22 protein-coding genes and 2 pseudogenes are annotated in these 24,214 nt (G+C 73.2%); 7 read left to right on the top strand and 17 right to left on the bottom strand.

What is annotated here, in order from left to right:
* Positions 1-27 precede the first annotated feature (27 nt).
* Positions 28-3,441, top strand: coding sequence for an arabinosyltransferase domain-containing protein (locus AB0J24_RS01545; protein ID WP_358673718.1), 3,414 nt, complete (start codon positions 28-30; stop codon positions 3,439-3,441).
* A 9-nt stretch (positions 3,442-3,450) separates the two neighbouring features.
* On the opposite strand, the gene AB0J24_RS01540 is transcribed toward AB0J24_RS01545, so the two are convergent.
* The 7 genes and pseudogenes from AB0J24_RS01540 to AB0J24_RS01510 all read right to left on the bottom strand — a co-directional run bounded on the left by AB0J24_RS01540 (position 3,451) and on the right by AB0J24_RS01510 (position 9,540).
* Positions 3,451-5,463 carry an alpha/beta fold hydrolase gene (locus AB0J24_RS01540; RefSeq protein ID WP_358673715.1) on the bottom strand — a complete coding sequence of 671 codons (2,013 nt, stop codon included), beginning with the start codon at positions 5,461-5,463 and terminating at the stop codon, positions 3,451-3,453.
* Positions 5,464-5,610: 147 nt separating this feature from the next.
* Positions 5,611-6,267, bottom strand: a complete 657-nt coding sequence (locus tag AB0J24_RS01535; RefSeq protein WP_358673713.1) for a response regulator transcription factor — start codon at positions 6,265-6,267, stop codon at positions 5,611-5,613.
* Complete coding sequence (locus AB0J24_RS01530) at positions 6,264-7,361, bottom strand: histidine kinase (RefSeq protein ID WP_358673710.1); 1,098 nt, start codon at positions 7,359-7,361, stop codon at positions 6,264-6,266. The genes AB0J24_RS01535 and AB0J24_RS01530 overlap by 4 nt, the downstream gene beginning before the upstream one ends.
* Before the next feature lie 39 nt (positions 7,362-7,400).
* The gene (locus AB0J24_RS01525; protein ID WP_358674353.1) at positions 7,401-7,772 is read right to left on the bottom strand and encodes a hypothetical protein; all 372 of its coding nucleotides are present in this window, start codon (positions 7,770-7,772) and stop codon (positions 7,401-7,403) included.
* A gap of 35 nt (positions 7,773-7,807) precedes the next feature.
* Entirely contained in the window at positions 7,808-8,680 is an 873-nt protein-coding gene (locus tag AB0J24_RS01520; RefSeq protein WP_358673707.1) for an alpha/beta hydrolase, read from the bottom strand.
* 91 nt (positions 8,681-8,771) lie between these two features.
* Positions 8,772-9,215 (bottom strand): annotated as a pseudogene (locus AB0J24_RS01515) (Lsr2 family protein); the annotation flags it as partial.
* 64 nt (positions 9,216-9,279) lie between these two features.
* A complete protein-coding gene (locus AB0J24_RS01510) occupies positions 9,280-9,540 on the bottom strand; it encodes a hypothetical protein (RefSeq protein WP_358673704.1) in 261 nt (86 codons plus the stop codon).
* A gap of 73 nt (positions 9,541-9,613) precedes the next feature.
* Between AB0J24_RS01510 and AB0J24_RS01505 the strand changes: the two genes are divergently transcribed.
* Positions 9,614-10,081, top strand: coding sequence for a GNAT family N-acetyltransferase (locus tag AB0J24_RS01505; protein ID WP_358673702.1), 468 nt, complete (start codon positions 9,614-9,616; stop codon positions 10,079-10,081).
* Between the two features lie 36 nt (positions 10,082-10,117).
* Here the strand turns inward: AB0J24_RS01505 and AB0J24_RS01500 are convergent, their stop codons facing one another.
* Complete coding sequence (locus AB0J24_RS01500; protein ID WP_358673699.1) at positions 10,118-11,332, bottom strand: alkaline phosphatase; 1,215 nt, start codon at positions 11,330-11,332, stop codon at positions 10,118-10,120.
* Between the two features lie 320 nt (positions 11,333-11,652).
* Between AB0J24_RS01500 and AB0J24_RS01495 the strand changes: the two genes are divergently transcribed.
* Positions 11,653-12,135 (top strand): hypothetical protein, encoded by a 483-nt coding sequence (locus tag AB0J24_RS01495; protein WP_358673696.1) that lies wholly within the window; start codon positions 11,653-11,655, stop codon positions 12,133-12,135.
* A 1-nt stretch (position 12,136) separates the two neighbouring features.
* On the opposite strand, the gene serA is transcribed toward AB0J24_RS01495, so the two are convergent.
* The 4 genes and pseudogenes from serA to AB0J24_RS01475 form a co-directional block, all read right to left on the bottom strand.
* A complete protein-coding gene (serA, locus tag AB0J24_RS01490) occupies positions 12,137-13,336 on the bottom strand; it encodes a phosphoglycerate dehydrogenase (RefSeq protein WP_358673694.1) in 1,200 nt (399 codons plus the stop codon).
* Between the two features lie 299 nt (positions 13,337-13,635).
* Positions 13,636-13,806: pseudogene (locus tag AB0J24_RS01485) on the bottom strand (DUF3072 domain-containing protein); the annotation flags it as partial.
* 174 nt (positions 13,807-13,980) lie between these two features.
* Positions 13,981-14,466: a bacterioferritin gene (gene bfr / locus AB0J24_RS01480; RefSeq protein ID WP_358673691.1), complete on the bottom strand. Its 486-nt coding sequence runs from the start codon at positions 14,464-14,466 to the stop codon at positions 13,981-13,983.
* Between the two features lie 125 nt (positions 14,467-14,591).
* The gene (locus AB0J24_RS01475) at positions 14,592-14,789 is read right to left on the bottom strand and encodes a (2Fe-2S)-binding protein (RefSeq protein ID WP_358673688.1); all 198 of its coding nucleotides are present in this window, start codon (positions 14,787-14,789) and stop codon (positions 14,592-14,594) included.
* A 109-nt stretch (positions 14,790-14,898) separates the two neighbouring features.
* On the opposite strand from AB0J24_RS01475, the gene ligD reads away from it, so the two are divergent.
* The 4 genes from ligD (at position 14,899) to AB0J24_RS01455 (ending at position 19,602) form a co-directional block, all read left to right on the top strand.
* A complete protein-coding gene (ligD, locus tag AB0J24_RS01470) occupies positions 14,899-16,845 on the top strand; it encodes a non-homologous end-joining DNA ligase (RefSeq protein WP_358673685.1) in 1,947 nt (648 codons plus the stop codon).
* A gap of 4 nt (positions 16,846-16,849) precedes the next feature.
* Positions 16,850-17,656, top strand: a complete 807-nt coding sequence (locus AB0J24_RS01465; protein ID WP_358673682.1) for a glycerophosphodiester phosphodiesterase family protein — start codon at positions 16,850-16,852, stop codon at positions 17,654-17,656.
* Between the two features lie 43 nt (positions 17,657-17,699).
* Positions 17,700-19,016, top strand: coding sequence for an MFS transporter (locus AB0J24_RS01460; protein WP_358673679.1), 1,317 nt, complete (start codon positions 17,700-17,702; stop codon positions 19,014-19,016).
* Positions 19,017-19,260: 244 nt separating this feature from the next.
* Positions 19,261-19,602, top strand: coding sequence for an RNA polymerase-binding protein RbpA (locus tag AB0J24_RS01455; protein WP_358673676.1), 342 nt, complete (start codon positions 19,261-19,263; stop codon positions 19,600-19,602).
* A 75-nt stretch (positions 19,603-19,677) separates the two neighbouring features.
* On the opposite strand, the gene AB0J24_RS01450 is transcribed toward AB0J24_RS01455, so the two are convergent.
* The 5 genes from AB0J24_RS01450 to AB0J24_RS01430 all read right to left on the bottom strand — a co-directional run bounded on the left by AB0J24_RS01450 (position 19,678) and on the right by AB0J24_RS01430 (position 24,199).
* Positions 19,678-20,451: a polyprenol monophosphomannose synthase gene (locus tag AB0J24_RS01450; RefSeq protein WP_358673673.1), complete on the bottom strand. Its 774-nt coding sequence runs from the start codon at positions 20,449-20,451 to the stop codon at positions 19,678-19,680.
* A gap of 212 nt (positions 20,452-20,663) precedes the next feature.
* A complete protein-coding gene (locus tag AB0J24_RS01445) occupies positions 20,664-21,476 on the bottom strand; it encodes a PIG-L deacetylase family protein (protein ID WP_358673670.1) in 813 nt (270 codons plus the stop codon).
* A gap of 313 nt (positions 21,477-21,789) precedes the next feature.
* Positions 21,790-21,990: a PspC domain-containing protein gene (locus AB0J24_RS01440; RefSeq protein WP_358673667.1), complete on the bottom strand. Its 201-nt coding sequence runs from the start codon at positions 21,988-21,990 to the stop codon at positions 21,790-21,792.
* A 150-nt stretch (positions 21,991-22,140) separates the two neighbouring features.
* The gene (locus AB0J24_RS01435) at positions 22,141-23,268 is read right to left on the bottom strand and encodes a Xaa-Pro peptidase family protein (RefSeq protein WP_358673664.1); all 1,128 of its coding nucleotides are present in this window, start codon (positions 23,266-23,268) and stop codon (positions 22,141-22,143) included.
* A 94-nt stretch (positions 23,269-23,362) separates the two neighbouring features.
* Entirely contained in the window at positions 23,363-24,199 is an 837-nt protein-coding gene (locus tag AB0J24_RS01430; RefSeq protein WP_358673661.1) for a GAF and ANTAR domain-containing protein, read from the bottom strand.
* Between the last annotated feature and the right edge of the window lie 15 nt (positions 24,200-24,214).

Raw genomic sequence — 24,214 nt, 5'->3', positions numbered from 1 at the left:
CCGTTGCGCGATCGCTACCGTCGTTCGGTGCTCACCTCGGAACCGACGGTCGCGGAGCGGGAGCCGGTCGACACCGCTCGCGACCGGCTGCGTCTGCGCTGGGCGGGCGGGCTCGGCCTGCTCGCCTTCGTGCTGGCCGTCGCCGTGCCGTTCCTCCCGGTGATCCAGCACGAGAACACGATCGTCTGGCCCTCGCCGGCGACCGGCACCGCCGACGTCAACGCCCCGCTGGTCGCGCTGCGACCCGAGTCGATGTCGGTCACCGTCCCGGCCGAGGCGATCCGCACACTCGACGCGCGCGTCCCCGGCCCGGCGACGGTCGTGTCCACGGTGCCGCCCGAGTCGCCGGAGGGTGCCCGCTCCGGGATGTCGCTGTCGGTGTCCGACGGCAGGCTGGTGCTGGTCAACCGGGGGCAGGAGCTGGCGGCGGGGCCGCTGCGGGACGGCCCGACACAGGTCCGGATCACCTCCGACGCCCGTTCCAGCACGGTCGACCTCGGGTCCGGGGCACAGACCTTCGAAGGCGACCTGCGGCCGCAGTCGGTCGGCGTCTACTCCGATCTGGACGGCGCCCTCGACCCGCTCGCCGGCACCGCCGTCCGGATCACCCCGGACACGCGCTTCGACACCAGCCCGTCGGTGTGGAAGACGGCGACGACCGCCGTGGCGAGCGTCGCACTGATCGGTTCGCTGCTCGCGCTCGCCGGTGTGGACCGCCGCCTCGGCCGCAGCCCGCACCGGGCCGGACGGGAGGTCGTCGGCGGGCTGGCCGGGCGCTGGCCGCCACGGTTGCGCCGCTGGTGGTCCCGGGCCCGCCCGCGTCCGGTCGATCTGGTCGTCACCGCGGTGCTGTTCGTCTGGATGGCGATCGGCGGTCAGACCTCCGACGACGGCTTCACCCTCGGCATCGTCCGGGACGTCCCGAGCTCGGGTTACGTCGGCAACTACTACCGCTGGTACAACGCCGCCGAAGCGCCGTTCGGCTGGTTCTACGACCTCTACGCGCTCTGGGTGCAGGCATCGGACTCGCTGCTGTGGCTGCGGTTGCCCTCGGTGCTGATGGGGATCACCGCATGGTGGCTGGTCTCACGCGGCCTGCTGCCACGCCTGGGCAGGCAGGCCCGCCGCTCGCACGCGGCGACCTGGGCCGCGGCCGCGGTGTTCCTGGCGTTCTGGATGGCGTACAACTCCGGTCTGCGCCCGGAACCGGTCGTCGTCGTGTGCTCGCTGCTCGCGCTGGTGTGCGTCGAACGGGCGATCGCGCTGCAGCGGCTGCTGCCCTTCGCCCTCGGCCTGTTCGCCGCGTCCATGGCGGTCGGCGCGAACCCGGCCGGGTTGATCGCCGTCGCCCCGTTCCTGGCCGCGGTCCGCCCGCTGTGGCGGCTGCTCAGCAGCCGGGTCAGGGCGTTCGGCCCGATCCCGGTGCTCGCTCCGCTGCTCGCCGCGGGCACCGCCATCCTGATGATCGCCTGGGCCGACCAGAGCTGGGCGGCGGTGATCGAGTCCACCCGGATCCGCTCCGACATCGGCCCGGACTGGCCCTGGTACACCGAGATCGAGAACCGCTACGCGCCGTTGTTCTCCGGTACCGCGGACGGTTCGATCGCCCGCCGCTTCCCGATCCTGCTGGTCATGCTGTGCACGCTGGCCTGCGTCGTCGTGCTGATCCGCCGCTCCCGGATCCCGGGCGCCGCGCTCGGTCCCGCGCAGCGACTGATCGGCAGCACCATCATCTCGTTCCTGATCTTCGCGATGACCCCGACGAAGTGGACCCACCACTTCGGCGACCTGGTCGGCCTCGGCGCCGGGATGGTCGCGCTGGCCGCGATCGCCACCGGATCCGACGCGTTGCGGTCGTTGCGCAACCGGCTCGCGTTCCTCTCCGCGGTGTTCCTGGTGGCCGCGTTGAGCGCCGCCGGACCGAACACCTGGTGGTACACCAACAACTGGGGGGTCCCCTGGGCCGACGAACAGCTGACGTTCGGCGGGTACGAGGTGTCGACCCTGTTGCTCGGGCTGGCCCTGCTGCTCGCCGCGGGTGCCGGGGTGGAACACCTGCGCGGGATCCGCGAGGAGCGCCGGCCCGACCAGCTCGCCGATCTCGGACACATGATCGGCCGACTGCCGCTGCTCGGCCGGTGGTGGCGGGCCCGGGACTGGCGCCGCGACGCGTCCGCGGCGCTGCGGGCCACTCGCGCGCTGCGGCTCACGTCCGCGCCGCTGGCCCTGCTGTGCGGCATGCTCGTCACCTTCAACCTGTGGTCGATGACGACCGCCATGCAGAACCAGTCCGGTTCCTGGTCGATGGGTGCCGACGCGCTGTCGCACCCCTTCGGTGGCTCGTGCGGGCTGGCCAGCCAGGTCTACGCCGAACGCAGGCCGGCCGACGGCGTGCTCCCCGCCACCCCGGAACCGACCGGGATGGCCCCGCCGGCCAACCCCGATCTGCTCCCGACCGTCGCCCCGCCGCCCCCACCGGGGGAGGCGACCGCGCCCCCGGCGCCGCTGCCGCCCGGTGTCGTCCCACCGAACAGCCCGGACGCGGAACTGCTCAACCCGATCAGCGGCGGATCCGGGTTCCGCCGCGACGGCGTCCCGCCGACCGGGGGCGGCACCGGCGTCTCCGGGTTCGAGTACGTGCTCTCCGGTGGCCTGGGCAGCGACGCGGCACCGGCGTTCGGCAGTTTCGACCCGTCCGGCCAGAACACCGGGACCCTGCGCACGCGGTGGGCGGAGCTGACCGCCGACCAGCGGGCCGGCACGACCCCCCTGGTGGTGACGGCGGCCGGCCGGCTGGGCGGCGGGAACCGGCTGACCGTCCAGTACGCGACCCGGCTCGACGACGGCCGGGTACGGATCGTGGAACAGACCACACTGGACGACGGCCGCGGCGAGGAGATGCCGTGGCGGGAGCTGCGCTTCGACCTGCCGGAACCGGCCCGTAGCGCGACCGAGGTGCGGATGGTGGTCCAGGACAACTCGGTGGGTGTCGACGGTTGGCTGGCGGTCGCCCCGCTGCGCGCCCCCCAGCTGGCACCGCTGTCGACCGTCGTCGCCGACCAGCCGATGTTCCTGGAGTACCCGGTGTCGCTGGCCAGCCCCTGCCTGCGCCCGTTCGCGACGTCCGGTGGGATCGCCGAGATCCCGGCGTACCGCCTGCAGGCCGACGGGAGCCGGATGCGTGCGGACGGCGAGGGCTGGTCCACCCCGCAGGCGGGCGGCCCGCTCGGCTGGATCACGGTGATCGGCAAGCAGAACGAGCTGCCGACCTACCTGGAGGGCGACCCTGCCCGGGACTGGGGCAAGGTGCAGTCGATCCAGCCGTACCGGCCCAACGCCGTGGGGCCCACCCTGGAACGCGACGACCGGCTGCGCTCCGGGACCTACAGCTCGGGCCCGCTGCCCGCGCCGCCACCGGGCATCCCTTCACCCAGCCGGTGACGGCCGCGCTCAGCCCACCGGTGGGCACACCGGGCCCGGCCGGTGTGCTGCGGGGTCGCGCAGGAACTCGGCCGCGACCGTCCTGGGACAGCTCGCCGAGTCGTCCCCGAGCACGAAGTGATCGGCTCCGGCGACGTGGAGCACCTCGGCTCCCCAGCGCGCCGCGATGTCGTCCGCCATCGCCGGTGGGGTCGTGAAGTCACGCGAGCCGCTGATCACGAGCATCGGGACGGACGGCAGCCCGGACGGTGCCGGGTCGGGCACGTGGCTCCAGTACAGGCACGCCTCGTAGCGGAAGGAGTGCGTCGACAACCCGTTGGCGGCGCGGAGCGCGTCGTCGATCTCGCTCCAGCGCAGCGGCGCGATGTTCGGGGTGAGCCGCTCCCGGGCGTGGCGGCGGGTGGCCGAGTCACGCTCGTGTGCGGTGGCACTGCCGGCGAACGGCATGGCGTAGTCGTTGCAGGCGTACGGCGCTGTCACCTGGGACGGCGCCAGTGCCGCCAGCGGATCGGCGCGCATGGCCGCGAGCTGCGCGTCCAGGTCGTCACCGAGCGCGGCCAGCGCCGGCCCGCGCTGCGGCGCGGGGAGCGCGAGTGCGGCGTCCCGGCCGGCAGCGATCTCCGACCAGGTGGAGAACAGGTGGATCGCGGCCAGGTCGGTGACGTCCGGACCGTCGCCGGCCCCGTTCCTCGCCCGCTCGACCTCCTCGTGCCAGGCCGGGGGAAGACCGTCCCCGCTGACCTGCGAGGCCATGTAGGTGTAGTCGGGTCCGGCGACGAGCGGCAGCGCGCTGTCCAGCACCACCGAATCGACCGCACCGGGGTGGGCCCGCGCGTAGGCCTGGGCGAAGAAGGCACCGTAGGACTGGCCGTAGACGCTCCACCGGTCGACACCCATGGCCCGGCGGACCGTCTCCAGGTCGTCGGCGGCGTGCCGGGCGCTCAGGGCACCGGCGAGCGGCCCCAGCTCCGCCTCGCAGGCGGCCACCGGGGCGGGTTCGGCGGCGCCGATGTCGACCCCCGGGCACTGCAGGGGAGTGGAGCGCCCGAAACCGCGGTAGTCGCTGACCACGATGTCGTGGGTCCCGGCGACCCCGTCCAGCGCGTCGAGCAGCGCGGAACGGGACTGGCTGGCGGCGGCCGGGCCGCCGACCGCGGCGACGACCACCCCTTCGGGCCGGGTGGTGTCGGTGGCGGGGTGCACGAGGTAGCTGATCTCGATCGTCCCCGCAGCGGGATCACCGGTGTCGACCGGTACCTCGAGGCGGCCCTCGCTCCAGCCGAGCCGCCAGTCAGCCGGGTCGCCGGGCCACAGCAGCGACACCGCGGTGCCGGACACGGCGAGCACCGCAGCCGAGGAGACCGCGAGTCGCCCGGTGAGCGTCCACGACCGGGGACCTGCGGCGCCGCGGCGCGCCACCGGTCCGGCGCCGGACCGGCACACCAACCAGCAGGCGAGAGCACCGAGCACCAGCAGCAGCGCGCGGTTCCCACCCCAGCCCGCCATCCGGCCGTGGAACGTGGTCGTCGCCGGAAGCACCAGCTCGACCCACTCGGCCACCGGAACCATGACCGGGACGGGCCAGGTGAGCTCCCGCGGTGCGAGCAGCAGCATCTGCACCGGGGCCAGCGCGCTGAACCAGCTCAGCCCGACCCCGCCGGCGAACAGCAGACCGAACCGGACGATCCCGCGGGTGACCCGCGACCGCCTGCTGCGCACCCGGTTCCGGCGAGACCTCGCTCCCCGGTGGGCCACCACCAGCGCCACCCCCACCCAGAACACCGTCGGGGCGAGCCACAGCACCTGCATCTGGATCCACTCGGTGCCGCTGCGCCCCGACACGGTCGCCCACAGCACGCAGACCAGCACGAACGAACCGGTCACCAGACCGGCCAGCAACCGCGCGGGCCCACCACGCCAGGCTGCGGGCCCCGTGTTCTCGCAGCGGGCCGACGAGACCACGACGGCCAGGCCGGCGGCCAGCGGCAGCACGATCTCCGAGAACCCGACGACGGCGCTCACCGGCTCACCCCGTACGGGGCGGCGTCCGGGCCCCTCCGGGGACGGTTGCCGGGCGACTCGGTCTGCAGGTCGTTGTCGTTCACACCGTCGAGCCAAGCGGTCCGCGGGGGAGCGCACAGTCTGCAGGAGTCGACAATCCCGGCCGGATCAGCCAGTGCCCGCGGTGACCAGACCCGTCTCGTAGGCGATCACGACCAGCTGTGCGCGATCACGGGCACCGAGGCCGGACAGGATGCGGCTCACGTAGGTCCGGACGGTCGCCGGGGTGAGGACCAGCTCGGCGGCAATCTCGGCGTTGGACAGTCCACGCCCGATCAGGGTCAGTGTCTCTCGCTCACGGGCGGTCAGCACGGCCAGGCGCGGGTCGGGCGAGCGGCGCGCGGGCACCAGACGCTCGACGAGCCGCCGGGTCACCTCGGGCGCCAGGAGCGCGTTCCCGTCGTCGACGACCCGGATCGCGTGCAGCAACGCACCCGGCGGGGCGTTCTTCAACAGGAACCCCGAGGCGCCGGCCCGCAGTGCCTCGTAGACGTAACCGTCGACGTCGAACATCGTCAGCACGATGACCCGCGGGCCGTCCGGCACGGAACAGAGCCGCCGGGTGGCGTCCAGCCCGTCCAGCACCGGCATCCGCACGTCCATCAGGACGACGTCGGGCCGCTGTTCGGCGACCACGGCCAGAGCCTGCGCACCGTCACCGGCGACGCCGACCACCGTCATCCCCGGTTCGTGGTCGACCAGCGTGTGCAGCGACTCCCGCAGCCGCGGGTCGTCGTCGGCGACCACCACCCGGATCGTGCTCACGGCCGGCCCGGCACCATCGGCAGGCGTGCGGTGACGGCGCACCCGGGTCCCTCGCCGACATCCACGGTGCCACCGGCCAGGGCGGCCCGTTCGCGCATCCCGGTGATCCCGTGCCCGGCCACGCGGCCACCGATGCCCCGGCCGTCGTCGACGATCCCGAGCACGACCTGCTGTCCGGCCTCCCGGAGCGTGATCCGGCACCGCCGGGCACCGGAGTGCCGGATCACGTTCGTGGTCGCCTCGCGCGCGATCTGCTCGACCGCGGTGCGCAGCGCCGGTGGCCACGCCCCGGTGGTCCCGCAGATGTCGGCGTCGACCACGATCCCGCACGACCGCAGCTCGCCGGCCATCGTGGCCAGGGCCCCGGCGAGATCGTCGCACCGGCCGGACCAGCCGCCGCGCCGGGCCCGGTCCAGCAGACCGCCCAGCTCTCCGAGCGCGCTGCGGGCCTCGGTCTCGATCTCGCGCAGCGTGCCGCGCAGCTCCTCGGACGGCAGGCCCCCGACATGAGCCGTCACCCCGGCGCGCACCCCGATCACACCGAGCGAGTGGGACAGGACGTCGTGCACGTCGCGGGCCAGCCGAAGCCGCTCCTGGGCCGCGGAACGCGCCGCGGCTTCGATCCGCACCTGCCGGGTCCGGACACCCAACGCCCACGAGGCGGTGACGACCACCACCGCGACGACCAGCCAGCGGATGTTCTCGGCGAGGCCCTGCGGAGCGACGGTCAGCAGCGATGCCGCGGTGACCACCGCGGCGGCCACCGACCACCGGGGGAACTGCGCTCCGCCCCGGCGCTCGGCGACGGTGAACAGGCACATCCCGACGAGCAGGCACGGGTCCGCGCTCACCCCCAGTACCCACGCGACCGCGGTGGCGACCACCGCCGCCACGGTCGCCGTCAGCGGGAACCGGTGACGCATCGCCACCGCCGCGACCGCGACCAGGGCCAGGCCGCCCTGGACCACCCGGCCCGTCGCCGGCTCGACCGTCCACCAGAGCCCGACCACCACGGCGAGGGCCACCAGCACGTCCCGAGCGGGAGTTGCCGGGCGGCGGCCGACGTCGGGTTGAGCGTCGAGGACGGCCGGCACGGATCGTGATGATAGGTACCCGGAGGTCCGCGGCCGGGATCAGCCCGCCGCGGTGATCCCGAGCGCGACCAGCAGGACGACCTTTCCGACCTCCAGCGCCACGTAGTACAGGTGAGCGCGGGAGCGGGGGGCTGCCCCGCCGCGCAGCACCGCATCGGTACGCCGGGACAACACCGGGCGGACCGCGAACAGCTGCACCGCGAGCACCCCGCCGGCACAGGCGGTGAGCACCGCGACCGTGCCGCCGGTACCGGACACGACCAGTGCCGCGACCACGACGACCAGCAGCACCAGCTCGGCGAGGTTGAGCGCGCGGAACACCAGCCGTCCGATGCCCAGCCCCAGCGGGACCGTGATCCCGGGTGCCCGGAACTTCAGCGGCGCCTCCAGGAACGAGATCGCCAGCACCATGCCGACCCAGACCCAGGTCGCCGCCACCACCACACTCACGGGCGCACCAGCCGCAGGGTCTCACCGGCGACCAGCTCCGGTTCGCTGAGCGGGACCAGGTGCCCGGAGCGGAGCGCGAGGACGTGCCTGCGCTCCGGACCGGCCGCGGCCCGCGCGGCGTGCGCAGCGTTCATGGCCGCGCGGACCCGGCGTCCCGTCCCGTCGGGGCGGGCCCCGGACACGACGGTGACGGGCACGGCGCCGGTGTCGGGCGGATCGGCGCGCAGCCCGCGCAGGTCCTCCACGGTGGACGCCGACTCGGCCAGGTAACCGGCGACGCCGGCGGGGGAGAGCCACTCGGCACGCAGGTCGGCGGCGGCGTCGGCGGGCAGCGCCCGAGCGACCGGGCGCAGTGCCGCGCGGACGAGCCCGGTGCGCGCGACGAGCGGGAGCAGCACGCCCGCGATCCGCTCGCGGATCGCGAAAGACGCGGTGAAATACAGGTCGCACCCCTCATCGCTGGGGTCGACCAGCACGATGCCCGCCACCCGTTCCGGGCGCGCGGCAGCAGCGACCCGCACGATCGGCCCGCCCCAGCTGTGCCCGGCGAGCACGTAACGTTCGGCGCCGACGTGGTCGAGCAGGTCGTTCAGGTCGGCGGCGAGCCGGTGCAGAGTGCGCGGACCCGGATCGGGTGCGCTGCGCCCGAGCCCGGACCGGTCGTAGACGACGACCGGGGCACGGCCGGCGACCGCGCACTGCACGGCCGCCCAGGACGACCGGGTGGCCCCCATCCCGGCTTCCATGACCACCACCGGCGTGTCCGGCGGGCCGGGGGTGCGCTGGAGGAACAGCGTGCGACCGTCCCGGGTGGGGGCGCGGTCCGGTTCGCCCTGGGAGTGCCGCGGCGCGCCGGGCGGGTCAGCCACTGAACTCGACGGCCGGCGCACGGACCGGCTCCACCTGCTCCTGCTCCTGGACGGGTGTGCGCGGCGGCTGCGGCGTCGCGGCGGGTTCACCACGACGGTAGGCCTCGATCACCTCGGACGGGAGCCGCCCGCGCTCGGACACGGCGAAACCGTGCTCACGGGCCCACGCCCGGACGGCACGGTTGTACTCCCGGTCGCCCGCGGTGCTCCGGGCCGCGGTGCTCCGGGCCCCGTCGGCCGGGGACTCGGCCGGCCGGGCTTCGGCGACCGTGCCGGGAGCACCCGCGGCGGTGCCCGGCCGGTCCGCACCCGGGGCGCGGGCGGCGCGGGCCCGGTTCCGGGCGCGGCTGCCGCCCGGGGTGTCGGTGGACCTGGCGGCTGCGACGAACGGCGCCAGTTCCTCCCGGAGCCTGCGCGCGTTGGAGCTGCTCAGGTCGACCTCGAAACGGTGGCCGTCCAGTTCGAAGGTGAGTGTCTCGTCGGCCTCGTCGCCCGTGATGTCGTCGACGAGCCGGATCGTCTCGACCTTCGCCACTGCGGTCCTCCCGTGTCGCCGATCCGGGTGTCCCCGGCCGCCGCCACGAGCATAAGACGTGGCGTCAGTCGCCCCCGCCACCACCGCCACCGCCGTCCCCACCACCGCTCCCGCCGTCGCCGGGACCGTTGTCCCCGCCGCCACCGCCCGCGTCACAGGACGACGGGCTGACGTACCCGGTGCCGTCCCCGGATCTCCCGCGGCCGGCCCGCCGGTGGCGCGCCGCGGGACGGCGGGACCGGCTCACGGCGAACAACCCGATCCCGATACCGACCAGCACGACCACCACGACCACGACCACGACCACCACGACGCTGCTCGTCATGGATCCCTCCCTGTTCCCGGCTGCGACGACGCTGCCGCGCGTTCACCGGAGGGTTCCGGCGAGCTGCGGCAGGATGACGATCATGCACATCGCGGTCGACCCGCTCGCCGACACGCAGACCCTGCAGTTCCTGGCGGGGCATCTCGCCGACATGCAGGCGCAGTCCCCGCCGGAGAGCACCCATGCGCTCGAGGTGGACGCCCTGCGACACCCGGACGTGACCGTCTGGACCGCCCGCGACGACAACGGGACGATCCTCGGCTGCGGGGCGCTGAAACAGCTCACGCCGGACGGCGGCGAGATCAAGTCGATGCGCACCGCGCCCTCGGCGACCGGCCGCGGGATCGGCGGTGCCCTGCTCACCCACATGATCGGTGCGGCACGGGAGCGCGGGTACCGGACGCTGCACCTGGAGACCGGGTCGGCGGAGTACTTCGCCCCCGCCCGTCGCCTCTACCAGCGGCACGGATTCGTCCCCTGCCCGCCGTTCGCGGACTACCCGGAGGACCCGAACAGCGTCCACCTGCGCCTCGACCTCTGAGACGGGAGGTGGACGCCGGGCACGGGGAACGGCTGGTCAGCCGCCGTGCTGTGCCTCGCGCACGACCCGGTACAGGTCCCGCAGATGCTCGGTGCCGACGAACTCGTCGAACCGCTCCGAACCGGGCCCGGTGGCGCGCACCGGCACCGGGCCGCCGGTGTGCCCGGGGTTGGTCGCCCACGCGATCCGCATCGGGCGGCCGTCCGCGGTCGTGAACGTCTCCTCGGCGCGCTCCTCGAAGACCAGCGCCATCCCGCCGGCCTCGTGGTCGGCGGTGATGACGACCAGGGTGTCGTCCCGGCCCTCGGTGAAGGCCAGGACACGTTCGACAGCGCGGTCGAGCGCGATCGTGTCGCCCATCGCGTTGGCGCCGTCGTTGTCCTCGGCGGCCGGGTCGATCATGCCGCCCTCCACCATCAGGAAGAAGCCGTCGTCGTTCCTGCTCAGGGTGTTCAGCGCGGCGTCGGTCATCTCGGCCAGGGTCGGCTCCACCGGGGTGCGCTCCCGGTCGTAGTTCATGTCGGTGCACTCGAACACGCCCAGCAGCCGGTCACCGTCCGCGGCGAGCAGCTGGTCGCGGTCACGGGTGACGGTCCACCCGGCCGCGGCGTAGTCGGCGAACAGGTCGCGGCCGTCGGAACGGTCGGTCTCGTCGGACTCGCAGTGCGCACCGGGGGTGCCCGCAGGGAGGAAGAAGGACTCACCGCCGCCGAGCAGCACGTCAATCTCGTTGTCCAGGTACTGCGCGGCGATGTCGCTCTGCAGGTCGCGGTCGGGGACGGCGGAGCCGAACCCGGCCGGGGTCGCGTTGGCGATGTCCCGGGTGCTGATCAGGCCGACGCTCTTGCCCGCGTCGCGGGCGAGCACACCCAGTGTCTGGTCGAGCGTATTCACCCCTTCCGGGGTCACGTTGAGCGACCCGTTGTCGACGAGCGTGCCCGAGCCCATCGACGACGCCGCCGCGGCCGAGTCGGTCACCAGGTCGTCGGCCGAGAACGTGGCAGCCCTGGCCCGGTGCGGGACGGTCTCCAGGGCCAGCGGCTCGTCGCGGCCGCGATCCAGGTAGCGGGAGGCGAGGATCTGGGTGTCGGACATGCCGTCGCCGATCACCAGGATCACGTTCTTCGCGGGCCCCGCGGTGCCGGCCGCGGCCGAGGCCGAGGCGAATCCCGCCGGCAGGGCCAGCACGGCCACACCCGCCAGCACCACGGCCGCACGTCGGGCCCGGCGACCACTCGTCGTTCTGATCACGGAACGTCCCTCCATCATGAACCGGTCGAAGTGGACATTACGGAGTGCAACGAGTAGATTCGATACCCTCTCGCAGAGTTATCCCCGAGCGTTCACCTCGCGTGCACCGTCGGTGTGATCCCGCTCTCGCCGACCCGCGCAGAGTGCCCTAGAATTCTCTACGAGCCGTAGAAACTGCGGTGCCGACGTCAGACCGGTCGACGGTCCCCGCACCTGGGCGCCGGGCACCCGCACGGCGGGCCGACGCAGGCGTCTGCGTCCCGCCCGTGCGGGGTTCGCCGTCCGTCCCGGGTCGGGAGACGGAAACGGAGCCCACGCGAATGACGGCCGAGCACCGCCTGGTCAATGCCGACCTGCGCCGCAAACGATCGGTGGACCTCGCCCAGCTGATCCACGAGCGGTACGGCGACGCCGTCACCACACTCCGGCGGGGGCTGCTGACCTACCCCTATCCGCAACCGCTGCTCGACCGGCACGAGATCGAGGTGGCGATCACCGCGGTGCGCGCCGCGCTCGATCTGACCCTGCGGGCCTCGACCGCACCGGACGCCGCCGCACCTGCCCCCGGAGTCGGGATCTGGGAGCTGGCCGTCGTCGTGCGTGACGGGGGAGCGCTGCCGAAGGGGGAGGCCGAGGGCTGGGCGCGGGCGCTGTTCGGCTACCGCTGCGCGCCGCTGGTCTACCGGCGCTCGGCGGGCGGATCCTGGCTGTGCCGCCCCTCCGAGATCGACTTCGTCGTGTACCACGGTGAGCACGGCCCGGTGCACCCCTCGGACGTCGAGGGGCACACGGCCTGCGCCTGATCTACAGCTCGTAGGAGCGCAGCCACACCGCCTGCGGGGTCGCCCGCAGCGCCGACAGCACCTCGTCGGGAAGCACCCGGTCGGTGTCGGTCAGCACGTACCCGAGGTCGCCGTGGGTGGACAGCGACTGCCCGATGATGTTCACCCCGGCGTCGGCGAGCAGTCGGTTGATCTCGGCCAGCACGCCCGGTGAGCTGGTGTGCAGGTAACTGGTGCGGAACACGCCGGGCGGGTGCGGTGCGGCCACGTTCGGCAGGTTCACCGACAGCGCGGTGGCGCCGCCGGAGACGAAGTCGAGGAGCTTCGTCGACACGAAATGGCCGATCTCCTCCTGTGCCTCCTGGGTCGACCCGCCGATGTGCGGGGTCAGGATGACGTTGTCGAGGCCGCGCAGCGGCGAGTCGAACTTGTCACCCTGCGCCTTCGGCTCGATCGGGAAGACGTCGACGGCGGCGCCCGCGATGTGCCCGGAGAGGATGTGCTCGCGCAGGGCCAGCTCGTCGATGACCATGCCGCGCGAGGCGTTGATGAACATCGACCGGGGCTTCATCCGGGCGAACTGCTCGGCCCCGAACAGGCCCGCGTTGCCGGGGCGCCCGTCGACGTGGATGGAGACGATGTCGGCCTGCTCCAGCAGGGCGTCCAGGGTGGGGACGCGGCGCGCGTTGCCGTGCGCGAGCCGGTCGGCGGTGTCGTAGAAGATCACTCGTAGGCCGACGGCCTCGGCCATGGTGGACAGCTGGGTCCCGATGTTGCCGTAACCGACGATCCCCAGGGTCCGGCCACGGAACTCGTGGCTCCCGCGTGCGGACTTGTCCCAGATGCCCTCGTGCATCCGCTGGGTCTTCTCGGTCAGTCGCCGAGCCAGCACCACGATCTCACCGAGCACCAGCTCCACGACACTGCGGGTGTTCGAGTACGGCGCGTTGAAGACCGCGATGCCGCGCCCGGCGGCCGCGGCGAGGTCGATCTGGTTGGTGCCGATGCAGAAGCATCCGACGGCGAGCAGGTCGTCGGCCGCCTCCAGGATCTCCTTCGTCACCGTCGTGTTCGAGCGGATGCCGAGCAGCTGCACCCCGGACACGGCGTCGAGGAGCTCGTCCTCGGCGAGCGAACCGGGGCGGGTCTCGACGTCGATGCCGGCCCGGCGGAACGCCTCGGCGGCACCGGGGTGGATGTTTTCGAGCAGCAGAGCCTTCACGCGTCCAACCTAGGTGTCCCGGCAGGCAGTCGGTGACCCGGCAGGCCGGTCGGAGGAGTGACCGGCCTCGTCGATCGGGCTCGGCACAACACCTCCGGCGCAGGGCTCCGAACTACCGGTGAACAACCCCGCATCTGTCATAACGCGCATTATCGGCTTGATGGAGACCGGGGCGGTGACGAGGTGTGGGTGCGGTGGATCGCCGCACCCACACCTACCGAGTCCGCCGGTGTCTCGTCGGTCGTTCGGCGGCCGTGCCTTGCCGGCGCCCGGCCGCTTCAGCTGCGACCTGCAGCTTCCTACAGGTCGTCGATGCGCCGGGACGCCTCGGCCTTGCTGAGCCCGTCCAGATCGCCCGGCGCCTCGCGCCCGGCCTGCTGCAGCAGCGTCTCCAGGTACGAGCGCTGCGGCCCGGTCATCGGTTCGCCACCGGTCGTCCAGTCCGCCGGATCCTTCGCCGCCGGATCCGGCGTCCCGGACGACGCCTCGGGGTCGACGGCACCGGCCGCACGCCGGTCCGTCGCACCCTGCCGGCTCGGGTCGTGTCGATTCGTCATGGATCGAACATATCTTCGATCCTGCGGTCTCGCACTCCGAGCCTGCCTCGCCCCGCAGGAACTGTCATAACTCCTGCGTGCGCACGGTCAGCCCGCCGTCGGCGGCTGGTCCACGAGCTGTGCGAGGTACAGCTGCTCGCCGAGCCGGTCCATCAGCTCGAGATTGGTCTCGATGTAGTCGATGTGGTGCTCCTCGTCGGCGAGGATCTTCTCGAACAGCGTGGCCGTCGTGATGTCACCCTTATCGCGGCACAGCCCGATGCCCGGGCGCAGCCGCTCCACGACGGCCAGCTCGATCGCCAGGTCCGCCTGCAGCTGCTCACGCACGGTCTGACCGATGTTCAGGGTGCCGAGACGCTGGTAGTTCGGGAGCCCCTCCAGGAACAGGATCCGGTCGGTGATCTCCTCCGCGTGCCGCATCTCGTCGATCGACTCGGCACGGGTGTAGGCCGCCATCTTGGTCAGGCCCCAGTTCTGCTGCATCTTGGCGTGCAGGAAGTACTGGTTGATCGCCGTGAGCTCGCTGGTGAGCTGCTCGTTGAGCAGGCCGATGATCTCGTCGTCGCCACGCATGATGACTGCCGTCCCCTCGTCCGCTACTGCTGGGACGGCGAATGTAAGCCAGTGCACAACGGGGCCCGCCCGTCAGGACCGACTCATGGTCGCAAAGGCTCACCTCTGGTGTGGCGAGCCCGGGATCAGGCGGAGGCGGGCAGACGATCGACCTCGTCACCCGCGGACATCGAGAGAAGCAGGGTACGGAGCCGGTCGTGGCAGCTGCCGCAGCCGGTACCCGCGCCGCACGCGTCGCCGATCGTGTCCACACAGCGGGCGCCGTCGCGGACGCTGCCACGCACTTCCGCCTCGGTGACAGCGGCGCAGATGCACGCGAACATGGCTCCCCCTCCTGTGCGGTCCCTAACCTGTGGATAGGCAACCCTATGCTGACAGCCGGTCGCCCCTTCCCACAAGGCCCGGACGGCTCCGGATCGCTACGCTTTCCGGGTGCCGCTGGAGGAGTACCGCCGCAGGCGCGATCCGCGGCGCACCCCGGAACCGGTCCCCGAGGGCGACCCCGACCGGGCCGGCCCCGGCGGGGCGCGGTTCGTGGTCCAGGAGCACCACGCCACCGCCCTGCACTGGGACCTGCGACTGGAACGGGACGGTGTCCTGGTCTCCTGGGCGGTGCCCAAGGGGCTTCCCGAGGACTCGGAGACGGTGCGGATGGCCGTCCGCACCGAGGACCATCCGCTGGAGTACCTGGACTTCGAGGGCGAGATCCCGCGTGGTGAGTACGGCGGCGGACGGATGTCGGTCTGGGACTCCGGGCACTACGAGACCGAGAAGTGGACCGGCCGCGAGGTGGCCGTCGTCCTGCACGGGCAGCGCGCGGCCGGCCGGTTCGTGCTGCTGCACCGGCCCGGTGAGCGTCGGGACCGCTGGTTGCTGCGGCGCACCAGGGAGCAGCCGGCCGACGCCGGTCCGCCGGGCGCGCCGCTCCCCCACGACCTCCCGCTCGCCGTGCCCGGCCGGGCGCAGCGACTCCCGGGCGGTGACGACTGGCAGGTCCGCCCGGTGTTCGGCGGGCGTCGGGTGCTGGTCCGCAGCGACGGCGGCCGGCTGACGCTGCGCCCGGTCGGGGACGACGGTGTACCCGGTGACCCGATCGACCCGCCCGGGCGGTTGCGCGAGCTGGGCCCGGCGCTCGGCGCCGGCGGCCACCTGCTCGACGCCGAGCTCACCGCGCGCGGGGAGCTGTGGGTGGTCGACGTGCTGCACACCGGCGGACGCGACGTCCGTGCACTCCCCCTCGACGAGCGTCGCGCGCTGCTGGAGGCCCTCCCGCTGGACGGCCCGCACCGCCGGCCGGCTCCGCTCTACCCGAACGCGGGGGCGCAGCTGCTGGACGCGGTACGGGAGCAGGGACTGCCCGGCGTCGTCGCTCTCCGCGCGGGCTCCCCCTACCCGGCGCCCGGTGCGCCGTCGCAGGACTGGCTGGAGGTGCCGGTGAGCGGATCGAGAACCGGTGGCAGGCGAACCGACGGGTACGGGCGCGCAGCGCTGTCCAACCCGTCCAAGGTGCTCTACCCGGCGACCGGCACGACGAAGGCCGACGTGCTCGGTCACTATCTCGCGGTCGCCGAGGCGATGCTGCCGCACCTCGACGGCCGTCCGGCCACCCTGAAGCGCTGGCCGGACGGGGTGGAGGCGTCGTCGTTCTTCGAGAAGAACGTGGCCCGGCACGCCCCGTCGTGGTTGCGCACGGCCCGGGTGGGGACGCCCGGCGGCCGGTCGGAGTCGGCCGACTTCGCGGTGATCGCCGACGCCGAGGGGCTGGCCTGGGCGGCGAACCTGGCGGCGCTGGAGCTGCACGTGCCGCAGTGGCGCCTCGGCGCCCGGGACGCCCGCCACCCACCGGACCGGGTGGTGTTCGATCTAGACCCGGGCGAGGGGACGACGGTCGTGGACTGCGCCCGGGTCGCGCTGCGGCTGCGCGCGTTGCTCGACGACCACGGCCTGCCCGTGTACCCGTCGACGTCCGGTGGCAAGGGCATGCAGCTCTACCTGCCGGTGCGGGTCACCCGGCCGGAGCGCACCTCGGAGTTCGCACGCGAGGTCGCCGAGCGGCTCGCCGCCGAACACCCGCGGGAGACGGTCGCGGTGATGACCCGTGCGCGGCGCCGCGGGAAGGTGTTCGTGGACTGGAGCCAGAACAACACCGCGAAGACGACGATCGCGACCTACTCGCTGCGCGGCCGCGAGCTGCCGACCGTCGCGACCCCCGTGACCTGGGACGAGGTGGCGGCCTGCCGCGAGCCCGGTGACCTGCTGTTCACCGTCGACGACCTACCGGCACGACTGGACACCCACGGGGACCTGATGCGTCCCCTGATCGACACCGACGGTTTCCGGCTGCCCCGTGGTGGCTCGATCGCCGAGGTGCCAGGCTGAGCGGGTGAGCGGCCCGGACGATCGACACCCCTACCTCGCGGGCCCGTACCCGCGTGCGTACGCGCACCGCGGCTGGCACCTCGGCGAGCTGGCGGGTTGCGAGAACACCCTCGCGGCGTTCGTGGCCGCCGCCGATCACGGGTTGCGTTACGTCGAGCTGGACGTGCACGCCAGCGCCGACGGTGTCCCGTTCGTGCACCACGACCCGACGCTGGACCGCACCACCGACGCGACCGGGCGGATCGACGTCCGTCCGGCCGCGGAGCTCGACGGCGTCCTGGTCCGTGGCGCCTGCCGCGCGGAGCGGCTGCCCCGGTTGGCCGATGTGCTGGTTGCGCTGCCCGGCACCCGGATCACGGTCGAGCTGAAGTCCGACGCCGTGGTGGGGCCGACCCTCGCGGTGCTCGACGAGGCCGACGCCTGGGACCGGATCTGCCTGGGTTCGTTCTCCGACCGGCGGCTGGCCGCGGCCAGGACCCTGGCCGGGCCGCGGCTGTGCACGTCGATGGGGCAGGCCGCGGTGACCGGACTGCGGGCGCGTGCCTACCGGGTGCCCGAGCGCGTGCTGCCACCCTTGTCCGGGACGCTCGCGCAGGTCCCGCCGTGGTTCGGGCCGATCCCGGTGGCGACCGACCGGCGGTTCGTCGACGCCGCCCACGCCTCCGGCCGGGAGGTGCACGTCTGGACGGTCGACGACGCGGCCGAGATGGAGCGGCTGCTGGGCCTGGGCGTCGACGGCCTGCTGTCCGACCGGCCGGACCGGCTGCTCGCGGTGCTGGGCGGGCGGACCCGGGAGGACCGATCCCGGTGATCACACCGAGTCCGGTGCCCGGCTGCGTGGATAGTCTCCCCCGGTGACCGCAGCAACACTGTCCGGGGCCGAACCCCGGCGTTCCCGGGTGTGGGCGTGGGCCTTCTGGGACTGGGGCTCCTCGGGCTTCCAGCACATCGCCCTGACCTTCGTGTTCTCCGTCTACCTGACCGACGCGGTCGGTGCCGACCTGCCCGGCACGATCAGCGCGAACAGCTGGCTCGCCTGGTCCACCGCCGCGGCCGGCGTGCTGATCGCGCTGATGGCACCGGTGATCGGCCAGAGCGCGGACCGCAAGGGGCGCAGGCTGCGGGCCACCGGGATCTGGACCGCCCTCGTCGTACTGAGCATGATCGGGATGTTCTGGGTCCGGGACGACTGGACCTACCTGTGGCTGGGGCTGGTGCTGCTCGGCCTCGCTTCGATCTTCGTCGAGCTCGCGGCGGTCTCGTACTACGCGCTGATGGCCCAGGTGTCGACGCCGGCCACGGTCGGCCGGGTGTCCGGTTTCGGATGGGCCCTGGGCTACCTCGGCGGGATCGTGCTCCTGCTCGGCGTCTACCTGGGCTTCCTGTCCGGCGACGGCGGGTTGTTCGGGGTCTCCACCTCCGACGGGTTCGACGTGCGGATCTCGGTGCTGGTCGCCGCGATCTGGTTCGCCGTGTTCGCCGCGCCGATGTTCGTCGTGCTGCCGGAGACGCCACCGGCCGCGCCCGGGGCGCCGAAGCTCGGCGTCACGGGCTCCTACCGCAAGCTGATCGCCGACCTGCGGGAGCTCTACCGCGCGAGCCCGCACACCGTGTACTTCCTCGGTGCCAGCGCGCTCTACCGGGACGGTCTGAACGCCATCTTCGCCTTCGGCGGGGTGCTCGCGGTGACGGTGTACGGGCTCGATCCGGGTCAGGTGCTGTTGTTCGGGGTGGCGATCAACGTGGTGTCCGCGGCCGGGGCGCTCGTCGGTGGCCGGTTCGACGACCGGTACGGGCCGAAGGCGGTCGTGGTCGGTTCGCTGGTGGGCCTGGTCGTGGTCGGAATCGTGCTGCTGCTGGTGTCCGGGCCGACCATGTTCTGGATCTTCGGGTTGGTGCTGGGGCTGTTCGTCGGCCCGGCGCAGGCGTCATCGCGCTCGTATCTGCTGCGGGTGTGCCCGGAGGGCCGGGAGGGCCAGTTGTTCGGCCTCTACGCCACGACCGGCCGGGCCGTGTCGTTCCTGGCCCCCGCGCTGATCGGTCTGTTCACCTATGCGTTCGGCTCCGATCGGGCGGGAACGGCCGGGATCGTGCTGGTCCTGGCGTTGGGACTGCTCGCGCTGCTCCCGGTGCGCCCCCCTTTGCGTGCACCCGCCCCGTCCGGTACGTGAACTCTCGTCGAACGCCAGTGAGTAGCGTCACACATGGCTGACACGTCACATCAGCGTGTGTAACGGGGCCTGATAGGGAACACTGGCCAATCGGGCGCAGGGATAGTTACCACTGGGTAGAAACCAGTGGTCGTTCGCTGCCCCGCCGCCGGAATAGCGTAGCCCCACGAACGTTACACCCGGTGGCGGCGACGTAACCGTCGAGGTGCCGCCGCCTCGACAGACGCAAGGAGGGTGACGACGCATGGCCGACCGCGTTCTGCGTGGCAGCCGGCTCGGGGCTGTCAGCTACGAGACCGATCGCAATCACGACCTGGCGCCGCGGCAGATGGTCCGTTATGTGTCCGAGTCCGGCTACGAGTTCGAGGTGCCGTTCGCGAACGACGCCGAGGCTCCGGCGACCTGGGAGTCGCCGCAGGGCGGTATCGGACGCCGGGTCGACGGGACCCAGCCGGATCAGAAGAAGCAGAAGCCCCCGCGTACCCACTGGGACATGCTGCTCGAGCGCCGGTCGATCGCCGAGCTGGAGGAGCTGCTCAACGAGCGCCTCGAGGTTCTGCGCGAGCGGCGGGCCGAGATCGCCTGAACTCGGACACGTACGCGTACGGAGCCCGGACCCCGCCAGGGTCCGGGCTCCGTCGCGTGCGGGGGCTCCGCGCGGTCAGGAGCGGGCGCCCTCGGCCACCGGTCCGGCCGGGTACTGGGGGGCGTCGCGGCCGAGCCGGTAGGACAGCCCCCAACAGGTGACCCGCCACAGCGCCTCGGCCACGATCGCGCCGCTCATCTTCGACGATCCGTGTTCCCGCTCGGTGAAGGTGATCGGCACCTCGCGCACCCGGAACCCGGCGCGCACGGCGCGCCACGCCACGTCGACCTGGAAGCAGTAGCCCTGCGAGGCGACCGACTCGAGATGCAGTTGTTCGAGCACCGAGCGCCGGAACACCCGGTAGCCCCCGGTGATGTCGCGGATCGGTACACCCAGCGCGAGCCGGGAGTAGAGGTTGCCGCCACGTGAGAGTGCCTCGCGGTGCCACGGCCAGTTCACCACCCGCCCGCCGGGGACGTAGCGGGAACCGAGCACGACGTCGGCGTCCTCCAACGCGGCGAGCAGCGCCGGTAGATCCTCGGGGGCGTGCGAGCCGTCCGCGTCCATCTCCACGACGACCTGGTGCTCACCGGTGAGTGCGTGCCGGAAACCGTCCAGGTAGGCGGCACCGAGGCCGTCCTTGCCGGCCCGGTGCAGCACCGTGATCCGGTCGTCGGCGGCGGCCATCTCGTCGGCGAGCTCGCCGGTGCCGTCGGGGCTGGCGTCGTCGACCACCAGGACGTCCACGTCGGGTAGGCAGGCGTGCAGCCGCGAGATCGCGGACCCCAGGTTCTCCCGCTCCTCATAGGTCGGCACCACGACCAGGACCGGGCCCGGTGGTTCAGCCATTCTCGCCCTGTCCTTCCCTGCCCGTGCCCGCCGCACCGGGCGACCCTACTGTCTCACCGCCTGCGGGTCCGGGGGTGACACACCGGCCGAACGGCAGCGGTGGACGTGCCGATCACGGTGCGCACCCGCCGGGCGCCGGAGTGCAGTTACGGACAGCCTAGTCCTCGTCCGGAGCCCGGTGTGATCGACCGGTGCGGCGGGCCGGGCGCCGCTCAGCGGGTGCCGGTGAGCAGGTGGGCGTTGCCCAGCGCGTCGAGCACGCCGGGTTCCGGGGTGGCGCCGTCGCGCTCGCCGCGCAGGAACCACTCGTAGCCGTAGGCGTCGGCGAAGGTCGCGGCCGGGACGGCGGCAGGATCGATCTGGCTGCCGTGCGCGAGCATCGCGTCCCGCTTGACGCCCAGGTCGGCCTCGGTGCCGGTCACGGCGACCGCGATCTCCGCGGTCACCCGGCCGAAACCGACGCCCGCGGCGCGGGCCGCACCGTGGATCAGGTGCCGGTCGCGCGCGGAGAGGGCGAGGTGCTCCCGATCGACCGTCATCCGGTATCCGGTGGCGCCGGTCAGCGAGCAGGCGATGGCACCGGCCGCGTGCGCCGCGCGGTGATCGGGGTGGCCGTAGATCCCGGAGTCGTCGTCGTGCACGACGGTCGCGGCGCCCTCGGCGTCGACCAGCTCGGCGACGGTGCGGCCGAGCACGACCGGGTCGGCGCCGGCCAGGGCCAGCGGGTGGGACGTGTCGGGCCCACCGGGCAAGCCGGAGTCGCGGTACCCGAGAAGGACCAGGCGGGAGACACCGAGCAGTGCCGCAGCCTGCTCGAGCTCGCGGCGACGCCGGTCGGTGACGGCCTCACCGGGCCCGAGCGGCAGCCGGGAGCCGCCGAGATCACCACCGGTGGCCATCACGAGGACGACGCGCGCGCCGGCGTCGGCGAGCCGACGCAGGGTCAGCCCGGTGAAGATGGACTCGTCGTCGGGGTGGGCGTGCAGGGCGAGGACGGTCTCGCCGGACAGATCGGGCGTGTGCACCTGTGTGATCGCTTCGCGTGCGGGGCCCGGAACGGGCCGTCGGGATTCGGGACCGGAGAGGGTCGGTGCCCGGTCCGCCGGAGCGGAGATCGGATCGACGGATGCAGAACCGTCAGCCGATGGGGCACGGACCCGGGCGACAGCGACACGCGGCGCGGTGCGCGGCGGCGGTCGTCGGGTCGATCACGCGGCACATCATGGCAGCACCGGCCCGGCCGGGCCACACCGCCCCCCGGCGACGACGGTCACGACACGGACGCCGTCGTCGCCGGAGGTCACGGCAGGGATCAGGTGGATCGGTCAGGAAGGTCGCTCAGTAGTCGGCCTTCGGCATGATGAACCACAGCACCAGGTAGATCACGAACTGCGGGCCGGGCAGCAGGCAGGACAGCACGAACAGCAGCCGGACCATGTTGCGGCCCAGGCCGAACCGGTCGGCGAGCCCGGCGCAGACCCCGGCGATCACCGTCCCGTTGCGCGGGCGGACCAGACTGCGGGACTGCGGGACGTTCACCGGGATCTCCTTCGGACGGGCGGCGGGTACACATCCCACCCTGGCAGGGCCGGGCGGGAGTCCACTCAGGGGTTACCCCGAACGTTCCCCGGACAACACCCCTACCCGCCCGGCTCGCCGAGCGGACCGCTCACCCACGGGGCTGCTCGCCTAGAGGACGGTGAGGTCCCGGGAGTTGCGGTTGAGCCGCTCCGCGCCGTCCGCGGTGACCACCACGATGTCCTCGATCCGCGCGCCCCACCGGCCGGCCTGGTAGATGCCCGGCTCCACGGAGAACGCCATGCCCTCCTCGAGGAGCAGGTCGTTGCCGTCGACGATGTAGGGCTCCTCGTGCACGTCCAGGCCGATGCCGTGACCGGTGCGGTGGATGAAGTGCTCACCGTGCCCGGCGGCGGCGATGTGCTCGCGGGCGGCCCGGTCGATCGATGCGGCGGTGACGCCGGGCCGCACCGCGGCGACGGCGCGTTCCTGGGCCTCCTGCAGCACGGCGTACGTCTCGCGCACCTCGGCACCGGGATCGGCGCCCACCGCGTAGGTCCGGGTGCAGTCGGAGTTGTAGCCGTCGGGAAGCGGCCCGCCGATGTCGATGACGACGACGTCGCCGGACTCGATCACCCGGTCCGACACGTCGTGGTGCGGGCTGGCGCCGTTCGGCCCGGACCCGACGATGATGAACGCCGCCTCGGTGTGTCCTTCGGCGACGATCGCCTCGGCCAGGTCGGCCGCGACCGCGGCCTCGGTCCGCCCGGGCTTGAGCCACTCGCCGATCCGCGCGTGCACCCGGTCGATCGCCTCGCCAGCGGCGCGCAACCGGGCGATCTCGGCCGGGTCCTTGCGCATCCGCAGCTCGCGCAGCACGCTGCCGCCGAGGGTCTGCGGGACGTCGGGGAAGGCGTTCCGCAGGCCGAGCACGTGCCGGGCCGCCATGTCGTCGTCCACCGCGACCCGGGTCGGCCCCCCGGCGAGGTCGCTGACCAGCAGGTAGGGGTCCTCGCCGTCGGTCCAGGTCACCACGTCGATGCCGAGGGCCTCCAGCGGGAGACCGGCCAGGCCGGGTGCTTCCAGGGACGGCACGACCAGGGCGGGCGGAGCCCGGTGCCCGGCGGCCGGGACGATCAGGCAGGTCAGCCGCTCGTGTGAGGACCCCTCGAACCCGGTGAGGTACCGCAGGTCGGTTCCCGGGGTCAGGAAGAGCACGTCGGTGCCCTGCTCGGCGGCGTGCTCGCCGGCCCGGCGGAGCCGGTCGGCGAGCAGCTCGGTGGCGACGGCGTCGGTCATGGTTCGCAGCGTATGCGGGCACGCGGGGTGTGCGACCGCCGCCCGGGTACCGGTGCGGACCTGCGGGGTGGGAGAAGCATCACCCCCCGGCCGGTCACTCCCCGTCGAGTGCCGAGGGCCGCGCGGCGAGGGTCCCGGCCAGCTCGACGAGCTTCACGTTGAGGTCCTGCGAGGTGCGGCGGAGCACGTCGAACGCGGCCTCGGCGGTGAGACCGCGCCGTGCCATCAGGATGCCCTTGGCCTGTCCGATCACGTCCCGGGAGGCGATGGCCTGGCGCAGCTGGGCCTCCTGCAGCTCGGCGGCGGACACCGCGGTGCAGGTCGCGAGCGCCAGCGAGGCGTGGGTGGACAGCAACAGCAACCGGTCCCGGTCGGCGGGAGCGAACGCGTCGGTGCCTCGGCCGTACACGTTCAGCGCTCCGGGGAGCCGCGGCGGGGCGGCGTCGGGGACCAGCGAGCTCGCGAGCACCGAGAGGTAACCGTGCCGGACGGCGGCCCGGGCGAACTCCGGCCAGCGCTCCTCCGACCGCAGGTCGTCGGAGTGGGCGAGGGCGGGACCGTCGGGCCTGGCGGCCTCCACGCACGGTCCGCGGCCGCTGCGGTACTGCTCGGCGTCGATGTCGGAGGCGGCGGGCCCGGTCTGGACGGGCGTGTGGAACCTCCCGTCGCCGTCGCGCAGGGTCACGCTGACCAGGTCCGCGGCCGGGATGACGCGGCGCGCGGCCGCCACCACCCTGGCGAGGACGTCACCGACCGTGCCGGAGGCCAGGAGCTCGCCGGTGAGGGCGGTGAACTGCCGGGCCAGCGGGCCCGCCTCGGCCAGCCCGTCCTCCGCGTGACCGGTCCGCTCCTGGGCGAGTACGAATCCGTCGCGGTCCACGATCCACTCCTGCTCACCCCGGCTCACCGGGCTGTCCCGCTGCGCTCCCACCGCCCCATCATGCCC

Origin of the sequence: Pseudonocardia sp. NPDC049635, assembly GCF_040659795.1 — a bacterium.
In the GTDB taxonomy this organism is placed as follows: Bacteria; Actinomycetota; Actinomycetes; order Mycobacteriales; family Pseudonocardiaceae; genus Pseudonocardia.
This window is presented reverse-complemented; position numbering and strand designations above follow the sequence as displayed.